Source organism: Georgenia sp. AZ-5, from assembly GCF_043952095.1.
GTDB lineage: Bacteria > Actinomycetota > Actinomycetes > Actinomycetales > Actinomycetaceae > Georgenia.
In genome coordinates this window covers 2,298,870-2,313,619 of the sequence record NZ_JBINOU010000001.1, presented here as the reverse complement: position 1 = coordinate 2,313,619, position 14,750 = coordinate 2,298,870, and the positions used below count along the sequence as shown (strand labels likewise).

The 14,750-nt window shown below is 73.2% G+C and carries 10 protein-coding genes; 2 read left to right on the top strand and 8 right to left on the bottom strand.

Annotation, left to right across the window (positions count from 1 at the left end; translation table 11 throughout):
• Positions 1 to 48: 48 nt before the first annotated feature.
• The 5 genes from dxs to ACF0H8_RS10845 form a co-directional block, all read right to left on the bottom strand.
• Positions 49 to 1,971, bottom strand: a complete 1,923-nt coding sequence (dxs, locus tag ACF0H8_RS10865; protein WP_395288944.1) for a 1-deoxy-D-xylulose-5-phosphate synthase — start codon at positions 1,969 to 1,971, stop codon at positions 49 to 51.
• A 186-nt stretch (positions 1,972 to 2,157) separates the two neighbouring features.
• Positions 2,158 to 4,263: a DUF222 domain-containing protein gene (locus tag ACF0H8_RS10860; protein WP_395288943.1), complete on the bottom strand. Its 2,106-nt coding sequence runs from the start codon at positions 4,261 to 4,263 to the stop codon at positions 2,158 to 2,160.
• Between the two features lie 541 nt (positions 4,264 to 4,804).
• Positions 4,805 to 7,609 carry an aconitate hydratase gene (locus ACF0H8_RS10855; RefSeq protein WP_395288942.1) on the bottom strand — a complete coding sequence of 935 codons (2,805 nt, stop codon included), beginning with the start codon at positions 7,607 to 7,609 and terminating at the stop codon, positions 4,805 to 4,807.
• Between the two features lie 418 nt (positions 7,610 to 8,027).
• Complete coding sequence (locus ACF0H8_RS10850; RefSeq protein ID WP_395288941.1) at positions 8,028 to 9,476, bottom strand: class I SAM-dependent RNA methyltransferase; 1,449 nt, start codon at positions 9,474 to 9,476, stop codon at positions 8,028 to 8,030.
• The gene (locus ACF0H8_RS10845; protein ID WP_395290870.1) at positions 9,470 to 11,428 is read right to left on the bottom strand and encodes an APC family permease; all 1,959 of its coding nucleotides are present in this window, start codon (positions 11,426 to 11,428) and stop codon (positions 9,470 to 9,472) included. Before ACF0H8_RS10845 ends, ACF0H8_RS10850 begins: the two co-directional genes overlap by 7 nt.
• A 142-nt stretch (positions 11,429 to 11,570) precedes the next feature.
• Between ACF0H8_RS10845 and ACF0H8_RS10840 the strand changes: the two genes are divergently transcribed.
• The gene (locus ACF0H8_RS10840) at positions 11,571 to 12,221 is read left to right on the top strand and encodes a potassium channel family protein (protein ID WP_395290869.1); all 651 of its coding nucleotides are present in this window, start codon (positions 11,571 to 11,573) and stop codon (positions 12,219 to 12,221) included.
• Positions 12,221 to 12,913 (top strand): potassium channel family protein, encoded by a 693-nt coding sequence (locus ACF0H8_RS10835; protein ID WP_395288940.1) that lies wholly within the window; start codon positions 12,221 to 12,223, stop codon positions 12,911 to 12,913. The genes ACF0H8_RS10840 and ACF0H8_RS10835 overlap by 1 nt, the downstream gene beginning before the upstream one ends.
• Here the strand turns inward: ACF0H8_RS10835 and ACF0H8_RS10830 are convergent.
• The 3 genes from ACF0H8_RS10830 to ACF0H8_RS10820 are packed head-to-tail and all read right to left on the bottom strand — an operon-like array spanning position 12,855 to position 14,715.
• Positions 12,855 to 13,655: a DUF3159 domain-containing protein gene (locus ACF0H8_RS10830; RefSeq protein WP_395288939.1), complete on the bottom strand. Its 801-nt coding sequence runs from the start codon at positions 13,653 to 13,655 to the stop codon at positions 12,855 to 12,857. The genes ACF0H8_RS10835 and ACF0H8_RS10830 overlap by 59 nt on opposite strands.
• Complete coding sequence (locus ACF0H8_RS10825; protein ID WP_395288938.1) at positions 13,652 to 14,014, bottom strand: OB-fold nucleic acid binding domain-containing protein; 363 nt, start codon at positions 14,012 to 14,014, stop codon at positions 13,652 to 13,654. Before ACF0H8_RS10825 ends, ACF0H8_RS10830 begins: the two co-directional genes overlap by 4 nt.
• Positions 14,011 to 14,715, bottom strand: a complete 705-nt coding sequence (locus ACF0H8_RS10820) for a DUF3710 domain-containing protein (protein WP_395288937.1) — start codon at positions 14,713 to 14,715, stop codon at positions 14,011 to 14,013. Before ACF0H8_RS10820 ends, ACF0H8_RS10825 begins: the two co-directional genes overlap by 4 nt.
• Positions 14,716 to 14,750: the final 35 nt, after the last annotated feature.

Below are 14,750 nucleotides of genomic sequence, written 5' to 3'. Positions count from 1 at the left end.
GGGCGTCTGGAGCATGCGGAAGGGCCTCTCACGCCAGCCGTCCTGCCGTCAGTGCCCGGGCGGCACCTGCTGCGTCGACGCGCCCTCGCCGGCGTCGGGAACCAGCGCCGCGACGGTGGCGGCCGCCTCGCGGGCGATGTCCTGCCCGCGCAGGTGCAGCTCCTCGACAAGCTCGTTGCGGGAGGCGTGCTCGAGGAACCGGAGCGGGACGCCGTGGCTGCGCACCGGGACTTCGGTGCCGGCCGCCGCGAGGGCGTCCCGGAGGGCAGAACCGACGCCGTTGGTCGCGAGCCCGTCCTCGATGGTCACGACGAGGTCGTGCTGGCGCGCCAGTGCGAGGAGGTCGTCCGAGACGGGCAGTGCCCACCGCGGGTCGGCAACCGTGGAGCCGATCCCCTGGGCGTCAAGGGCCCGACCCACCGCGACGGCCGTGTGCGCCATGGCGCCGACACCGACGACCAGGACCCGGGGCACCCCGCCGTGGCGCGCGAGGACGTCCACGCTGCCGTGGCGGGACACCGCCCGCAACGCGGCCGGCAGCGCGCCCTTCGGGTAGCGCACGACCGTGGGCCCGTCCTCCACGGCGACGGCCTCCCGCAGCTCGGAACGCAGCGTGGCCTCGTCGCGCGGCGCCGCCAGCCGCAGCCCCGGGACCGTCCGTAGCATCGCCATGTCCCACATGCCGTTGTGCGACGCCCCGTCGTCGCCGGTGAGGCCTGCGCGGTCGAGCACGAACGTGACGCCGGCGCGGTGCAGCGCCACGTCCATCAGGACCTGGTCGAACGCCCGGTTGAGGAAGGTTGCGTAGAGCGCGACGACCGGGTGGAGGCCGGCGAACGCCATGCCCGCCGCCGAGGTGACGGCGTGCTGCTCCGCGATGCCGACGTCGAAGACCCGCTCGGGGAACTCCTCGGCGAAGGGCGCAAGACCCACCGGCGCCAGCATGGCGGCGGTCAGCGCCACCACGTCGCTCCGCCGTCGCCCGATCTCCACGAGCTCCTCCGCGAAGACGGCGGTCCAGCCGAAGCGTGAGGGGGCGACCGGGAGCCCGGTCTCAGGATGAATGACACCGACGGCGTGGAAGCGGTCCTTCACGTCCTCCTCGGCCGGGGTGTAGCCGCGCCCCTTCTCCGTGATGGCGTGCACGATGACAGGTCCCCCGAAGGACTTGGCGCGCGCCAGCGCGACCTCCATGGCGGCGATGTCGTGCCCGTCCACGGGCCCGACGTACTTGATGCCCAGGCCCTCGAAAAGGCCCTGCGGCGCGATGACGTCCTTCAGGCCCTTCTTCATGCCGTGGAGGGCGTCGAAGGCCATGCGGCCGGGCGTGCCGGAGCGCTGGAGCGTGCGCTTGCCCCAGTCGAGCACCTTCTCGTAGCTCGGCGCGGTGCGCAGGGCGTCGAGGTGCCGGGCCAGCCCACCGATGGTCGGCGCGTAGGAGCGGCCGTTGTCGTTGACCACGATGACGAGGGAGCGGTCCTGCCCCTCCGAGATGTTGTTGAGCGCCTCCCAGGCCATGCCCCCGGTGAGCGCGCCGTCCCCGATGACGGCGACGACGGACCGGTCCCCCAGGCCGCGGAGCTCGTTGGCCTTGGCGATGCCGTCCGCCCAGCTCAGCGCGGTGGAGGCGTGCGAGTTCTCGACGACGTCGTGGTCGGACTCGGCTCGGGAGGGATACCCCGAGATGCCGCCGCGCTGCCGGAGGTCCGAGAAGTCCTGACGCCCGGTCAGCAGCTTGTGCACGTACGCCTGGTGGCCGGTGTCGAAGACGATCCGCTCCCGGGGCGAGTCGAAGACACGGTGCAAGGCGATGGTGAGCTCGACGACGCCGAGGTTGGGCCCCATGTGCCCACCCGTCTTGGCCACGGCTGAGACCAGATAGTCCCGAATCTCCTTGGAGAGCACCTCGAGCTCGTCCGCAGCGAGTCGACGCAGATCGGCGGGACGCCGGATGCGCTCCAGATACGTCATGGTGCTCCTCCCTCGGGCGCGGGCAGCCGCTCGGCACGCACCAACGTCCCACTCTAGAACTGGGCGGACGCAGGTGCGACATACGGGACCCCTGGCGCGCGCCTCGGAGCAGTGGGATCGCCCACGACGGCGGGCGGAGGGCCGGCGCCCACCATGGCTCACCGCCCGCGGGACCGGCCGGGGGCGTCAGTACTGCGGCGTGGCGAACGGGCTGACGCGCAGCGGCGTGACGCTGCCGTCCACCTCGCGACGGTACGCGTGCCCGGACGGGGTGACCCACTCGAAGACGCCCGGCGTGGGCTGGGTGACCTTGAAGAGGCCCGCCGTCTTGAGCTGGTGGTCCCGGCCGCACTGCGGGCCCGTGTTGTGGTGCGCGGTCACGCCGCCCTGCGACCAGGCAACGGTGTGGTCGATCTGGCACCGTGAAGCCGGCACCGTGCAGCCGGGCGAGACGCACGTCCTGTCCCGTTCACGAACCCATCGAGCCAGCTCGCGGGGCGGTTTGTACCGGCTGCGCCCGATGTCGACCAGGCTGCCGGACACCGGGTCGGTGACGAGCCGGCGCCACGTGCCGCCGGCCGCTAGCGCCCTTGCCAGGTCCGGGGCGATGGGCCCGTAGCCGGCCAGCTCGGGTACGGCCTCGAGGGGCGCACGATCGAACGGCAAGTCCTCGTCCCTCCGCTCGCTCCCGCTCGTACCCATACCTGCGAGCGCGGACGAATTCTGTGCCGGGGGCAGCAGCAGGTTGAGGGGCACGGTGACGCGCACCTCCGTCCGGTACGAACCGGGGGGACCCAGGCGCATGCCACGACGTTGTCGCAGCAGGAGATGCAGGGCCGGCAGACCCGGCTGACCGGCTGAGCTCGGAGCGCACGCAGCGTCCCGCGGGGCGTCGGCGGCGTCGTGCGTCTCGGCAGCGGCGTGAGCGTCGGCAGCGGCGTGAGCGTCAGGAGGGGCCTGAGCGTCAGGAGCGGCGGGAGCGTCAGGAGCGGCGGTCGCCCCGGGGTCTTGAGCGCCGGGGACCGCCCAGCTCTCGAGCCTTCTGCGCTGTCCCTCAACGGGAATGGTGCCCGCAGGCCCGGTTCGGGTGCTGGTCTGGTCGGCGTCGGTCGGACTGCCCGGGTCCGAGTCGCCGGCCGGAGGAGCGCCCGCCTCGGTGCCCGAGTGCGAGTAACCGCCGGCCGCTGCCACGCCCGGCGCTGCCTCCGCAGCCGCGGGGTGCGACGGACACGTGCAGTGCCCCTCGGGCACACCGACGACGCCGGTGTGCATCGCGCCGGCGGCCATGGCGAACAGCGCCTCGGCCCGCAGCTCGTCGGTGCTCCTGGTGTCGCCGTCCGCCTGCGCAGCCGCTGCGGCAGCCGTCAGCAGAAGGTCGAAAGGGACCGCGTCCTCGGCTCCCGCCAGGATGTACATCGATGCCATCCCGTCCGGCAACGGGCGCGGATGCGTCACGTGCTGCTTGCGTCGTGCCCGGCGGTGGCGCGCCTCCGCCTCCTCCGGATCGACGGCCACGAGCGCCTTCGCCAGGTCACGGCTCAGCTGCGTCGGCGTGCGGTGAGCGGCTCCCTCGAGCACCTCCTGCTCGACCGTCCACGCGACCGGCGAGGGCGAGTCCCAGAGCGTGGAGACGATCGTGCAGGCCTTCCGCCAGTCGATGACTCCGGCCGAGAGCGCGGCTGCCGTGTCCGTGAAGGTCGTCCGCAGTCCCTGGCCGACCTTCACCAACCGGGCGGCCTCGGCTCGAGTCGTCGCCAGACGCATGGCGAGCTCCTCGGCGGTGCCGTTCACGAGGGGGTCCCAGGGGCTACCGCCCGGCATCGGCGCACTCATCCTCGACATCCTGGAGAGCGCGGCCGCGGCCAACGCCGCCTGCCCGGCCGCCCAGGCCTCCACCCTCTTGAAGGCGGCGACGACCTCCACCGCCTCGAACGTGCCGAGAGACTCTGGGTCCACGCCTTCCAGGACCGCTGCGAGGCCCGCGTCCGCGGCCATCTCGGCCAGCACCTCAGGATGAAGGTCCTGCGCCACCGCCCCGGGCCGCACGCGGGACTCGTCCGTCCGTGGCGCGGAGATCCGGTCCATCTCGGCCACGCTCAGGCGGAGGTGATCGGCCGGCGGCGCCGAAGCTGCGGCCTCCTCGTCCACCCAGCCGAGCGCTGCTATCGCGTCATCCCAGCCGTCCCGCGCCAGTGCGACCAGGTCGAAGTGCTCCATGGCGCGGAGCTCACGCCACCTCGCGGCATCCTGTGCGGCGTCGGCCGCCACCTCGGCGGCCAGCCACGCGTCCATGTGCCCGCAGGTGCCGCCGTCCGCTGCGACGTCGCAGCAGGGCTCCGGGGCGGGCGCTGCGGCGCCCGGTGGCTCGCCTGCGCCAACAGGCCCGCTCTCGAGTGCACCATCGCACGCTTCGAACATACGTACAGACTATGGCGAGCCACTGACATCGGACCGCAGGCCGATGCTGGGCATGGTGGGACCGAGCGGGGCCGCTCCCGGCGACGGCGGCCCAGCGCCTGCCGAGACTGGTTCGCCACACTCCCGCCGCGAGCAGTCACGTCCGCGACGTCGTCTGCCGCCCGGCGCCCGGCAGACGTGAGGCAGACGCCTGGGACGTCTTCCTCGCACCCTGGGCGCTCGCCGGGGAGGTGACGGCGAGCAGCCGCATAGCGGGGATGGAAGGCACACGAAGCGGGCCCCCGTCCCGAAGGATGGGGCCCGCTTCCGGCGTCGGCCCGGCCTCACGAGGGCGGGGCCGCAGCGTCAGCCCCGGCCCTCATCAGGGTGACGTGGCAGCGTCACTCACGCACGGGCCGAGCTGGGCCGGCCTGGCTCAGGCCGTCACCAGCTGGCGCAGCACGTACTGCAGGATGCCGCCGTTGCGGAAGTAGTCGGCCTCGCCGGGCGTGTCGATGCGCACGAAGGCGTCGAACTCGACCTTGCTGCCGTCCTCCTTCGTGGCGGTCACCTTCACGGTCCTCGGCGTCACGCCCTCGTTGAGCTGGGTCACGCCGGAGATGTCGAAGGTCTCGGTCCCGTCCAGGCCGAGCGACTCCGCCGACTCCCCCGCCGGGAACTGCAGCGGCAGGACGCCCATGCCGATGAGGTTCGAGCGGTGGATGCGCTCGAAGCTCTCCGTGATGACCGCCCGCACGCCGAGCAGCCGGGTGCCCTTGGCGGCCCAGTCGCGCGAGGAGCCGGAGCCGTACTCCTTGCCACCGAGGACCACGAGCGGGATCCCGGCGTCGCCGTAGGCCATGGCGGCGTCGAAGATCGTGTCCTGCTCGCCGCTCAGGAAGTTCTTCGTGTACCCGCCCTCGACGCCGTCGAGGAGCTGGTTGCGCAGCCGAATGTTCGCGAAGGTGCCGCGGATCATCACCTCGTGGTTCCCACGACGGGACCCGTAGGAGTTGAAGTCGCGGCGGGCGACCCCGTGCTCGGCCAGGTACTTGCCCGCCGGGCTGTCCGGCTTGATGGACCCCGCCGGGGAGATGTGGTCGGTGGTCACCGAGTCGCCCAGCTTGGCCAGCACGCGCGCCCCGCTGATGTCCTGCACGGGCTCCGGGTCGCGCGCCATGCCCTCGAAGTACGGGGGCTTGCGCACGTAGGTGGAGTCGTCCTGCCACTTGAAGGTGTTGCCTTCGGGGGTCTCGAGGGAGCGCCACCGCTCGTCGCCCGCGAAGACGTCGGCGTAGTCCTTGGTGAACATCTCGCTGTCGATGGAGCTGGCGATGGTGGCGTCCACGTCGGCCGCGCTCGGCCAGATGTCCTTGAGGAAGACGTCGTTGCCGTCCTTGTCCTTCCCCAGCGGCTCGTTGTCGAAGTCGAAGTCCATGGTGCCGGCCAGGCCGTACGCGATGACCAGGGGCGGCGACGCGAGGTAGTTCATCTTCACGTCGGGGTTGATGCGTCCCTCGAAGTTGCGGTTGCCGGAGAGCACGGACGCGACCGCGAGGTCGTTCTCGTTCACCGCCGCGGAGATCTCCTCGGGCAGCGGGCCGGAGTTGCCGATGCAGGTGGTGCACCCGTAGCCCACCAGGTGGTAGCCGAGGTCCTCGAGGTACGGCCAGAGGCCGGCCTTGTCGTAGTAGTCCGAGACGACCTTCGACCCGGGCGCCATGGAGGTCTTCACCCACGGCTTGACCTGGAGGCCCCGCTCGACGGCGTTCTTGGCCAGCAGGCCGGCGGCGAGCATGACGGAGGGGTTCGAGGTGTTGGTGCAGGAGGTGATCGAGGAGATGACGACGGCGCCGTGGTCGATCTCGGTCTGGCGGCCGTCCTCCAGCGTGACCGGCACTAGCTTGTGCGGCCGGTCGCTCACGGGGCCCGTGTGGTGCTCGTGCGGCCGGTCCGTGCCGTCCGTGTGCTCCGCCGCGGCGATCGGGTCAGAGGCGGGGAACGTCTCGGCGACGCTCTCGTCGAGACCGGTCTCCTCCTCCTGGCCGTCCTCGACGTAGTCCAGCAGCGCGTTGCCGAAGGACTCCTTCGCGGCGGACAGTGCCACGCGGTCCTGGGGCCGCTTGGGCCCGGCGATGGACGGCACGACGGTGGAGAGGTCGAGCTCGAGGTACTCGGAGAACTCGGGCTCGCGGGACGGGTCGTGCCACAGGCCCTGCTCCTTGGCGTAGGCCTCGACCAGCGCGACCTGCTCCTCCGAGCGGCCGGTGAGCCGCAGGTAGTCGATCGTCACGTCGTCGATCGGGAAGATCGCGGCGGTGGAACCGAACTCGGGGCTCATGTTGCCGATGGTGGCGCGGTTGGCCAGCGGCACCTCGGCGACGCCCTCGCCGTAGAACTCCACGAACTTGCCCACCACGCCGTGCTTGCGCAGCAGCTCGGTGATGGTCAGGACGACGTCCGTCGCGGTGGCCCCGGCGGGGATGGAGCCGGAGAGCTTGAAGCCGACGACCCGCGGGATCAGCATGGAGACCGGCTGGCCCAGCATTGCCGCCTCGGCCTCGATGCCGCCCACGCCCCAGCCGAGCACGCCGAGGCCGTTGACCATCGTCGTGTGCGAGTCGGTGCCGACGCAGGTGTCGGGGTACGCCTGCACGACGCCGCCGACCTCCTTGGTCATCACGGCGCGGGCGAGGTACTCCAGGTTCACCTGGTGCACGATGCCCGTGCCCGGGGGGACGACCTTGAAGTTGTCGAAGGCGGTCTGGCCCCAGCGGAGGAACTGGTAGCGCTCCTTGTTGCGGCTGTACTCGATCTCCACGTTGCGCTGGAAGGCGTCCTCGCGGCCGAAGACGTCGATCACGACGGAGTGGTCGATGACCAGCTCGGCGGGCGCGAGCGGGTTGATGCGCTCGGGGTTGCCACCGAGCTCGGTGACGGCCTCACGCATGGTGGCCAGGTCGACGACGCACGGCACACCCGTGAAGTCCTGCATCACCACGCGCGCGGGGGTGAACTGGATCTCCGTGTTGGGATCGGCGCCCGGCTCCCACTCGGCCAGCGCCCGGATGTGGTCGGCGGTGACGTTCGCACCGTCCTCGGTGCGCAGCAGGTTCTCCGCGAGGACCTTCAGGCTGTACGGCAGCCGCTCGAGACCCGGGACGGCCGAGAGGCGGAAGATCTCGTACGACTTGCCTCCCACCTCCAACGTGCCCTTGGACTTGAAGCTGTCAGTGCTCACATCTGCTCCTCGGCTCGTGCTGGCGTGCGGCAGAGCGTGGCGTGCGCCACCTCGCGCGTCATGCGGCCATCGTCCCACGACGACCGCACCACGGATATCTCGATATCAAGATAGTTCCCCGTGGGTGTCTGTGTCCACCGACACGCTCGATGATCAACGCAGGTCACGAGAGCCCACCAGGCTGCTGGCGGGTTGCAGCCACCGGCGCTGCTGGCCGGTTGCAGCCCACCGGCGCTGCTGGCGGGTTGCAGCCCACCGGCGCTGCTGGCCGGTTGCAGCCCACCGGGCTGCTGGCCGGTTGCAGCCTCGGCGGCGCAGTCGGCCGCCGGCCGCGGTCCCAGCGACGGCAGGCGCCGGCGGCGGGCCGCGGTCCTCAAAGACCAGGCACCGGCCGGCCTGGGTTCCGGGCCGAGCCGCGTCACACCCGCCGCAGCGCCGCCACGACCTCGAAGTGGTGGGTGTGCGGAAACAGGTCGAAGGCACGCATCCAGCTCACGACGTACCCGTGCTCCCGCGCGGCGGCGAGGTCGCGCGCCAGGGCGGCTGGGTCGCAGGCGACGTGGACGACCGTCCGCGCCCCCAGGCCCGCGACGGCGGCCATGACCGCTCCGCCGGCGCCCACCCGGGGCGGGTCGAGCACGACGAGGTCGGCCCCCTCCCCCAGGTCCCGCACCGCGGCGGCGTCCACCCGGCCGGCGTGCAGCCGCACGCCGGGATGGTCGTGGAGGTTGCGCCGGGCGTCGCGCACGGCGGCCTCGGCACCCTCGAGGGTGGCCACGGCGCCGCCCTCGCCGACCGCACGCGCCAGCGGCAGCGTGAGCAGCCCCGCCCCCGAGTACAGCTCGAGCACCCGCTCGCCCGGCTCGGGCGTCGCGGCCGCGAGCACCGCCTCCACGAGCGTCGGCGGCGCCTGCCGGTGCACCTGCCAGAACCCGGCGGCGCTCACCCGGTAGGCCAGCTCGCCGACCGAGCTGTCCACCCGCTCCCGCACGGCGCGCCGGGCCGGCCCGGAGCGCTCACGCAGGGTCACCGGCTCGCCGTCGACCAGCACAAGCGGCTCGCCCACCGAAGGCGCGACGGCCTCCACGCGGGAGCCGGGGCGCCAGGTCCGCCGCCACGGCGAGCCCTCCCCCAGCAGGCCGAGGTCGAGCAACGCCGGGTCGGCGAGCGGCATCTCGCGCAGCGCCACCACCTCATGACTACGGAACCGGTGCATGCCGGCCAGCCCCGCGCCGTCGACGGTGAGCTCGATCCGGGTGCGTGTGCCCAGCCCGCCGCGCTCGTCGTCGCCGGGCAGGGCCTCGACGGCCACACCCCCAGGGACCAGCGCCGCGACGTCCTCGGCCACCTGCGGCCCGCCGATCCGCCGCAGCGTCTCGGCGAGCACCTGGGACTTCCAGGCGCGCTGCGCGGGCAGCGACACGTGCGCGAGCTCCGCGCCGCCCACGCCGCCGGGCCCGGCCTCGGGCCACACGCTCGGCACACGGTCGGGCGAGGGCTCGAGGACCTCGACGGCGTCGGCGCGCCAGAACCGGGAGCGCTGCTCGGTCACCCGCACCCGGACCCGCTCGCCGGGCAGGGTGTGGCGCACGAACACCACGCGGCCGTCGTCCATCCGCGCCACGCAGTGCCCGCCGTGCGCGGGCGGGCCGGCGGTGACGACCGCCTCCACCGGCGCCTCGTCCCGGTCGCGCCTCACCGGGGCGACGGCGCGGTCGCGGGTGGCGCGGTCGCCGGCGGCGCCGTCGCCGGAGCGTCCCCGGCGCGGCCGCTCGTCGCCGCCCGGGCGGGCACCCCGGCGGGGGCCGCGGTACCCCGCGCGCCGCGGCCCGCGGCCGGCCGGCTGGTCGCCGCCGCGGGTCACCACGACGACCCCCGCCGGACGGGCGGCTGGTCCGTGCCCGGGCCGGCCCCGAGGTTGTCCACCTCGTCCAGCTGGAACGGCACGGACGCCATGACGACGCCGGGGACGAACAGCAGCCGGCTCTTCAGCCGCAGCGCGCTCTGGTTGTGCAGCAGCTGCTCCCACCAGCGGCTCACCACGTACTCCGGCACGAACACGACCACGAGGTCCCGGGGGGACTCGCGCCGCACGGAGCGGACGTACTCCACGATCGGCCGGGTGACCTCCCGGAACGGCGAGTCCAGCACCGTCAGGGGCACGGGGATGTCGGCCGCCTCCCAGGCGGCGCGCAGCGACTCCGTCTCCTCCGGGTCCACCCGCACCGTCACGGCCTCGAGCGTGCTCGGCCGGGTCGCCCGCGCGTACGAGACGGCCCGCATGGTCGGCTGGTGCAGCTTGGACACCAGCACCATCCCGTGCACCCGGGAGGGCAGCGCCCGGGCTGCCGCGTAGTCGGGCACGGCCAGGTCGCGCGCGACCCGGTCGTAGTGCCGGCGGATGCCGTTCATCGCCACGTACAGCACCGACATCAGCACCAGCGTGATCCACGCTCCGTGGGTGAACTTCGTGATCAGCACGATGACGAGCACGGCCCCGGTCATCGCGAGGCCGACGGTGTTCACGACGCGCGAGCGGGTCATCCGGGCGCGCACGGCGGGGTCGGTCTCCACCCGCAGGTGCCGGGTCCAGTGCCGGACCATGCCGAGCTGGCTCGCCGTGAAGGAGATGAACACGCCCACGATGTACAGCTGGATCAGCCGGGTCACCTGCGCGTCGAACGCCAGGATGAGCGCGATGGCCGCGACCGCGAGCAGCACGATCCCGTTGGAGAAGGCGAGGCGGTCGCCCCGGGTGTGCAGCTGGCGCGGCAGGAAGCCGTCGCGGGCGAGGATCGACCCGAGCACCGGGAAGCCGTTGAACGCCGTGTTCGCGGCAAGGACCAGGATGAGGCCGGTCACGACGGTGACGAGGACGAAGAGGACGGGTACGTCCGCGAAGACGGCGCCCGCGAGCTGGCCGATGACCGGGTCCTGCCGGTACGCCGTCCCCACCGGCTCGCCGTCGAGGACCAGGTGGGTGGCCGGGTTCTCAACGAACTTCACGCCCGTCTCGCCGGCCAGGAACAGGATCGACATCAGCATGGTTGCCGAGATGGTGCCGAGCAGCAGCAGCGTGGTTGCGGCGTTGCGTGACTTGGGCTTCCTGAAGGCGGGGACGCCGTTGCTGATCGCCTCGACGCCCGTCAGCGCGGCCGATCCCGAGGAGAACGCCCTCAGCACCAGGAACGCGCCCGCCAGGCCCATCAGGCCCTGCTCGTACTCCGCGGCGGGCACGATCCCGAAGAAGGCGGACTCGGCCGGCTGCAACGTCCCGAGGGCGGCCTGTAAGAACCCGGCCAGCGCCATCAGGCCGATCGAGGCCATGAACAGGTACACGGGGAACGCGAAGCCTCTCCCGGACTCCCGCACGCCACGCAGGTTGAGGACCGCCAGGACGACGACGAGCGCGACGCCGATGGAGGCCTCGTGCCCGTGCGCGGCGGGGACGGCGGAGGCCAGGTACTGGGCCCCGGAGGAGATGGAGACGGCCACCGTCAGCACGTAGTCGACCAGCAGCGCGCACGCCACACCCATGCCGGAGCGCCGGCCGAGGTTCGTGCTCACGACCTCGTAGTCGCCGCCGCCGGAGGGGTACGCGTGCACCGTCTGCCGGTAGGACGCCACCACCGTGATCATCACGACGACGACGGCGAGCCCCACCCACGGGGACAACGTCGTCGCCGCGACACCGGCCAGCGCGAGCGTCAGCAGGATCTCGTCCGGTGCGTACGCGACCGACGACAGCGCGTCCGCCGCGAAGACCGGCAGCGCGATGCGCTTGGGGAGGAGCGTGTGTCCCAGGCGCTCGCTGCGCATCGGCCTGCCGACGAGCGCCCGCTTGACGGCCTCCGTGATGTCCGGCACGAGGCACCATGCTAGGCCCGGTCACGCCCGGCGGGCGCGCGTGACCTGGTGAGGAGCCCCACGCGGTAGCGTCGTCGCCGTGCACTTCGTGATCATGGGTTGCGGCCGGGTGGGTGCCTCCCTCGCCGGCCAGCTCGAGGACAACGGGCACTCCGTGGCCGTCGTCGACCAGAACCCCGACGCGTTCCGCCGCCTGCCCGGCGACTTCGCGGGGCGGCGCGTCACCGGCCTCGGCTTCGACCGCGACGCCCTGGCCCAGGCGGGCATCGAGGACGCCTACGCCTTCGCCGCGGTCTCCAACGGCGACAACTCCAACATCATCGCCGCGCGCGTGGCCCGCGAGACGTTCGGCGTGCGCAGGGTCGTGGCCCGGATCTACGACCCCCGCCGCGCGGAGGTCTACCAGCGCCTGGGCATCCCCACCGTCGCCACCGTGCGCTGGACGGCCGACCAGGTGCTCCGCCGCATGCTGCCGATGGGCGCCGTCTCGGAGTACCAGGACGCCTCCTCGCGGGTGTCCATCATCACCTGCGAGCTCCACCCGGGCTGGGTGGGCCAGGACCTCTCCCGCCTCGAGCGGATCACCGGCGGGCGCGTCGCCTACCTCACCCGGCTCGGCCAGGGGGTGGTGCCCCAGCGCGGCATGGTGGTGCAGGAGAACGACATGGTGCACCTGACGGTGGCCACCGACCGGATCGGGGCGGTCCAGCGCACGCTGGCCCAGGCGCCCGCCAAGGAGGACTGATGCGCGTCGTCATCGCCGGCGCCGGGTCGGTCGGGCGGTCCATCGCCCGCGAGCTGCTCGGCCACGGCCACGAGGTCACCCTCATCGACCGCCAGCCGGCCGCGATGCGCATCGCCAGCGTCGCCGAGGCCGAGTGGCTGCTCGCCGACGCGTGCGAGCCCACGGCGCTGGCCGAGGCGCAGGTGGACCGGTGCGACGTCGTCGTCGCGGCCACCGGCGACGACAAGGTGAACCTGGTCGTCTCGCTGCTGGCCAAGACGGAGTTCGGGGTGCCGCGGGTGGTCGCCCGCGTCAACAACCCGAAGAACGAGTGGATGTTCGACGACGCCTGGGGCGTGGACGTGCAGGTCTCCACCCCGCGCATCATGACGTCGCTGGTGGAGGAGGCGGTCTCCGTCGGGGACCTCGTCCGGATCTTCCGCTTCCACCAGTCCGGCGCCAGCATGCACGAGATCACGCTGCCGGAGACCTCGCCGGTCGTCGGGACGCGGGTGGGTCGCGTGGAGTGGCCGAGCGGGATGGTGCTCGCGGCCGTCATCCGCGAGGACCTGCCCATCGCCCCGACCGCGGACGACACCCTGGAGGCCGGCGACGAGCTCCTGCTCGTGGTCGCGGCGGACGCCGAGGAGAACCTCAGCGAGCTGCAGCAGCTCCTCGCTCCCGCACCAGCACCCACGTCGCCCAGAGAGTGAGGGCCCACAGCGGCAGGCCCATGACGAGCCGCGCGGTCCCGAGCCAGGCCACCTCGGCCTGCAGGTACAGCGGCACCTGGACCACCAGGCGCAGCAGGAACATCACCACCCACAGCCAGGTGGCGAGGACGTACCGCGACCGCCGGGCGCGCTGCGCGGGGTCGGTGCGCCAGGAGAAGTCCTGGCCCCTGAGCAGCGAGACCACGACCCCCACCACGGGCCAGCGCAGCAGCAGGGCCAGCACCAGGGCGACGGCGTACGCGGCGTTGGTCCACAGCCCCCAGGCGAAGTAGTCCTGCGCCTCTCCGGAGCGCCACGCCCACACCACGCCGATGACCACGCCGACGAGCCCGCCGGCCGCCTGGGTGACGGGCGTCCGCTGGACCAGCCGCACCACCATCGCCGCGACGGCGACCGCGAGGGACGCGACCAACGGCGGTATCAGCGCGCCGGTGGCGATGAAGACGACGACGAAGACCAGGCCGGGCGCGACCGCCTCGGCCAGCCCGCGCACGCCGCCGACGGCCTGGGCGACCGAGAAGTCCTCGCCGAGGATCTGCTGCACGCCGCCCGTCCGGCCGGCCACCGCGGCGGGCCCGCGGTCGTCACCGGCCGCGGGGGCGTGCGCGGCGGCCGCTTCCGTGGCGCGGGGGTCCGCGTCGTGCGGGTCCGCGGCGCGTGCGGCAGCACTGTCGCGGGCGACGCCGTCGCGACCTGCGTCCTCCGGGTCCACGGTGCTCATTCGCCGCCGACCAACTCGTACGCGGGGTTGAAGATCACCGGGCGGCCGGCGTGCTCGGCGACCATGCCCTCGGCGACGAGGTGGCGCCCAGGCTCGATGCCCGGCACCTCGTGGCGCCCCAGGAACACCAGGTCGACCGAGCCCGTGCCGTCGAAGAGCCGCGCGACCAGCGCGGGTGCCTCACCCTGCGGGCGGTAGGTCAGCGACGAGATGACGCCGGCGACCCTGCCGCGGCGGCGCGGGGCCACCTCGGCGACCGGGGTGGCACCGAGCAGGCGGCTGGTGCGCCGCTCCTCGTCGGCGTCGATCTCCTCCCGGCTGGCGGTCAGCCGGTGGAGCAGGCCGCTCAGGGGGCTCACCGGACCTCCGAGATCTCGGGGCCGCGGCGTGTGACGTCAAGGTCCGGCGCGGCCGGAGCGGTGGGCTTGACGGCGCCGCCCTGGCCGGGGGCGTGCAGCAGCAGGACGTCGCGCGGGGCGCGGGCCTCGGCGCCGCGCACGACGACGAGGTCCGCGAGGACCTCCTCGAGCTCGGCGGCGGCCGCGGCGTCGACGGCGGCCTTGCCGGTGAGCACGGCGCGCAGGAACCATCGCGGGCCGTCGATGCCCACGAACCGCGCCGGGCGGTGCGTGGCCTGGCCGTCGGGGCCCTTGACGGGCAGCCGCGTCAGCAGCTCACGGCCGAAAGGGCCGGTGAGCTCGTCGGTGGTGCCGCCCTGCTTGGCGACCGAGGCCGCGATCTCCTCGCGCAGCTCGTCCCAGATGCCGGTCGTGCGGGGGGCGGCGAAGACCTGCAGCTGCATGGCGGAGCCGGCCAGCCCGAGGGTCACGGCGACGATGTTCTTCGTCTTCTTCTCGATCTCCAGGCGCAGCTGCATCCCCGGGCGGGCGGGGACGCGCAGCGCCCCGAGGTCGAGCCGGCGGCCGAGCTCGGGGACGTCGGCGACGTCGAACGGGCCGCGGGCCGGCTCGGCGGGGGTCTCCGCGCCGCTCTCCTCGGGCGCATGCCCGGCGGGCGCGGGGTCGGTGGCCTCACGCCTGCGTCGCGTGAACAAGCCCATCGGACGGTCTCCTCGTGATCGTGCTCCGGCCGGGG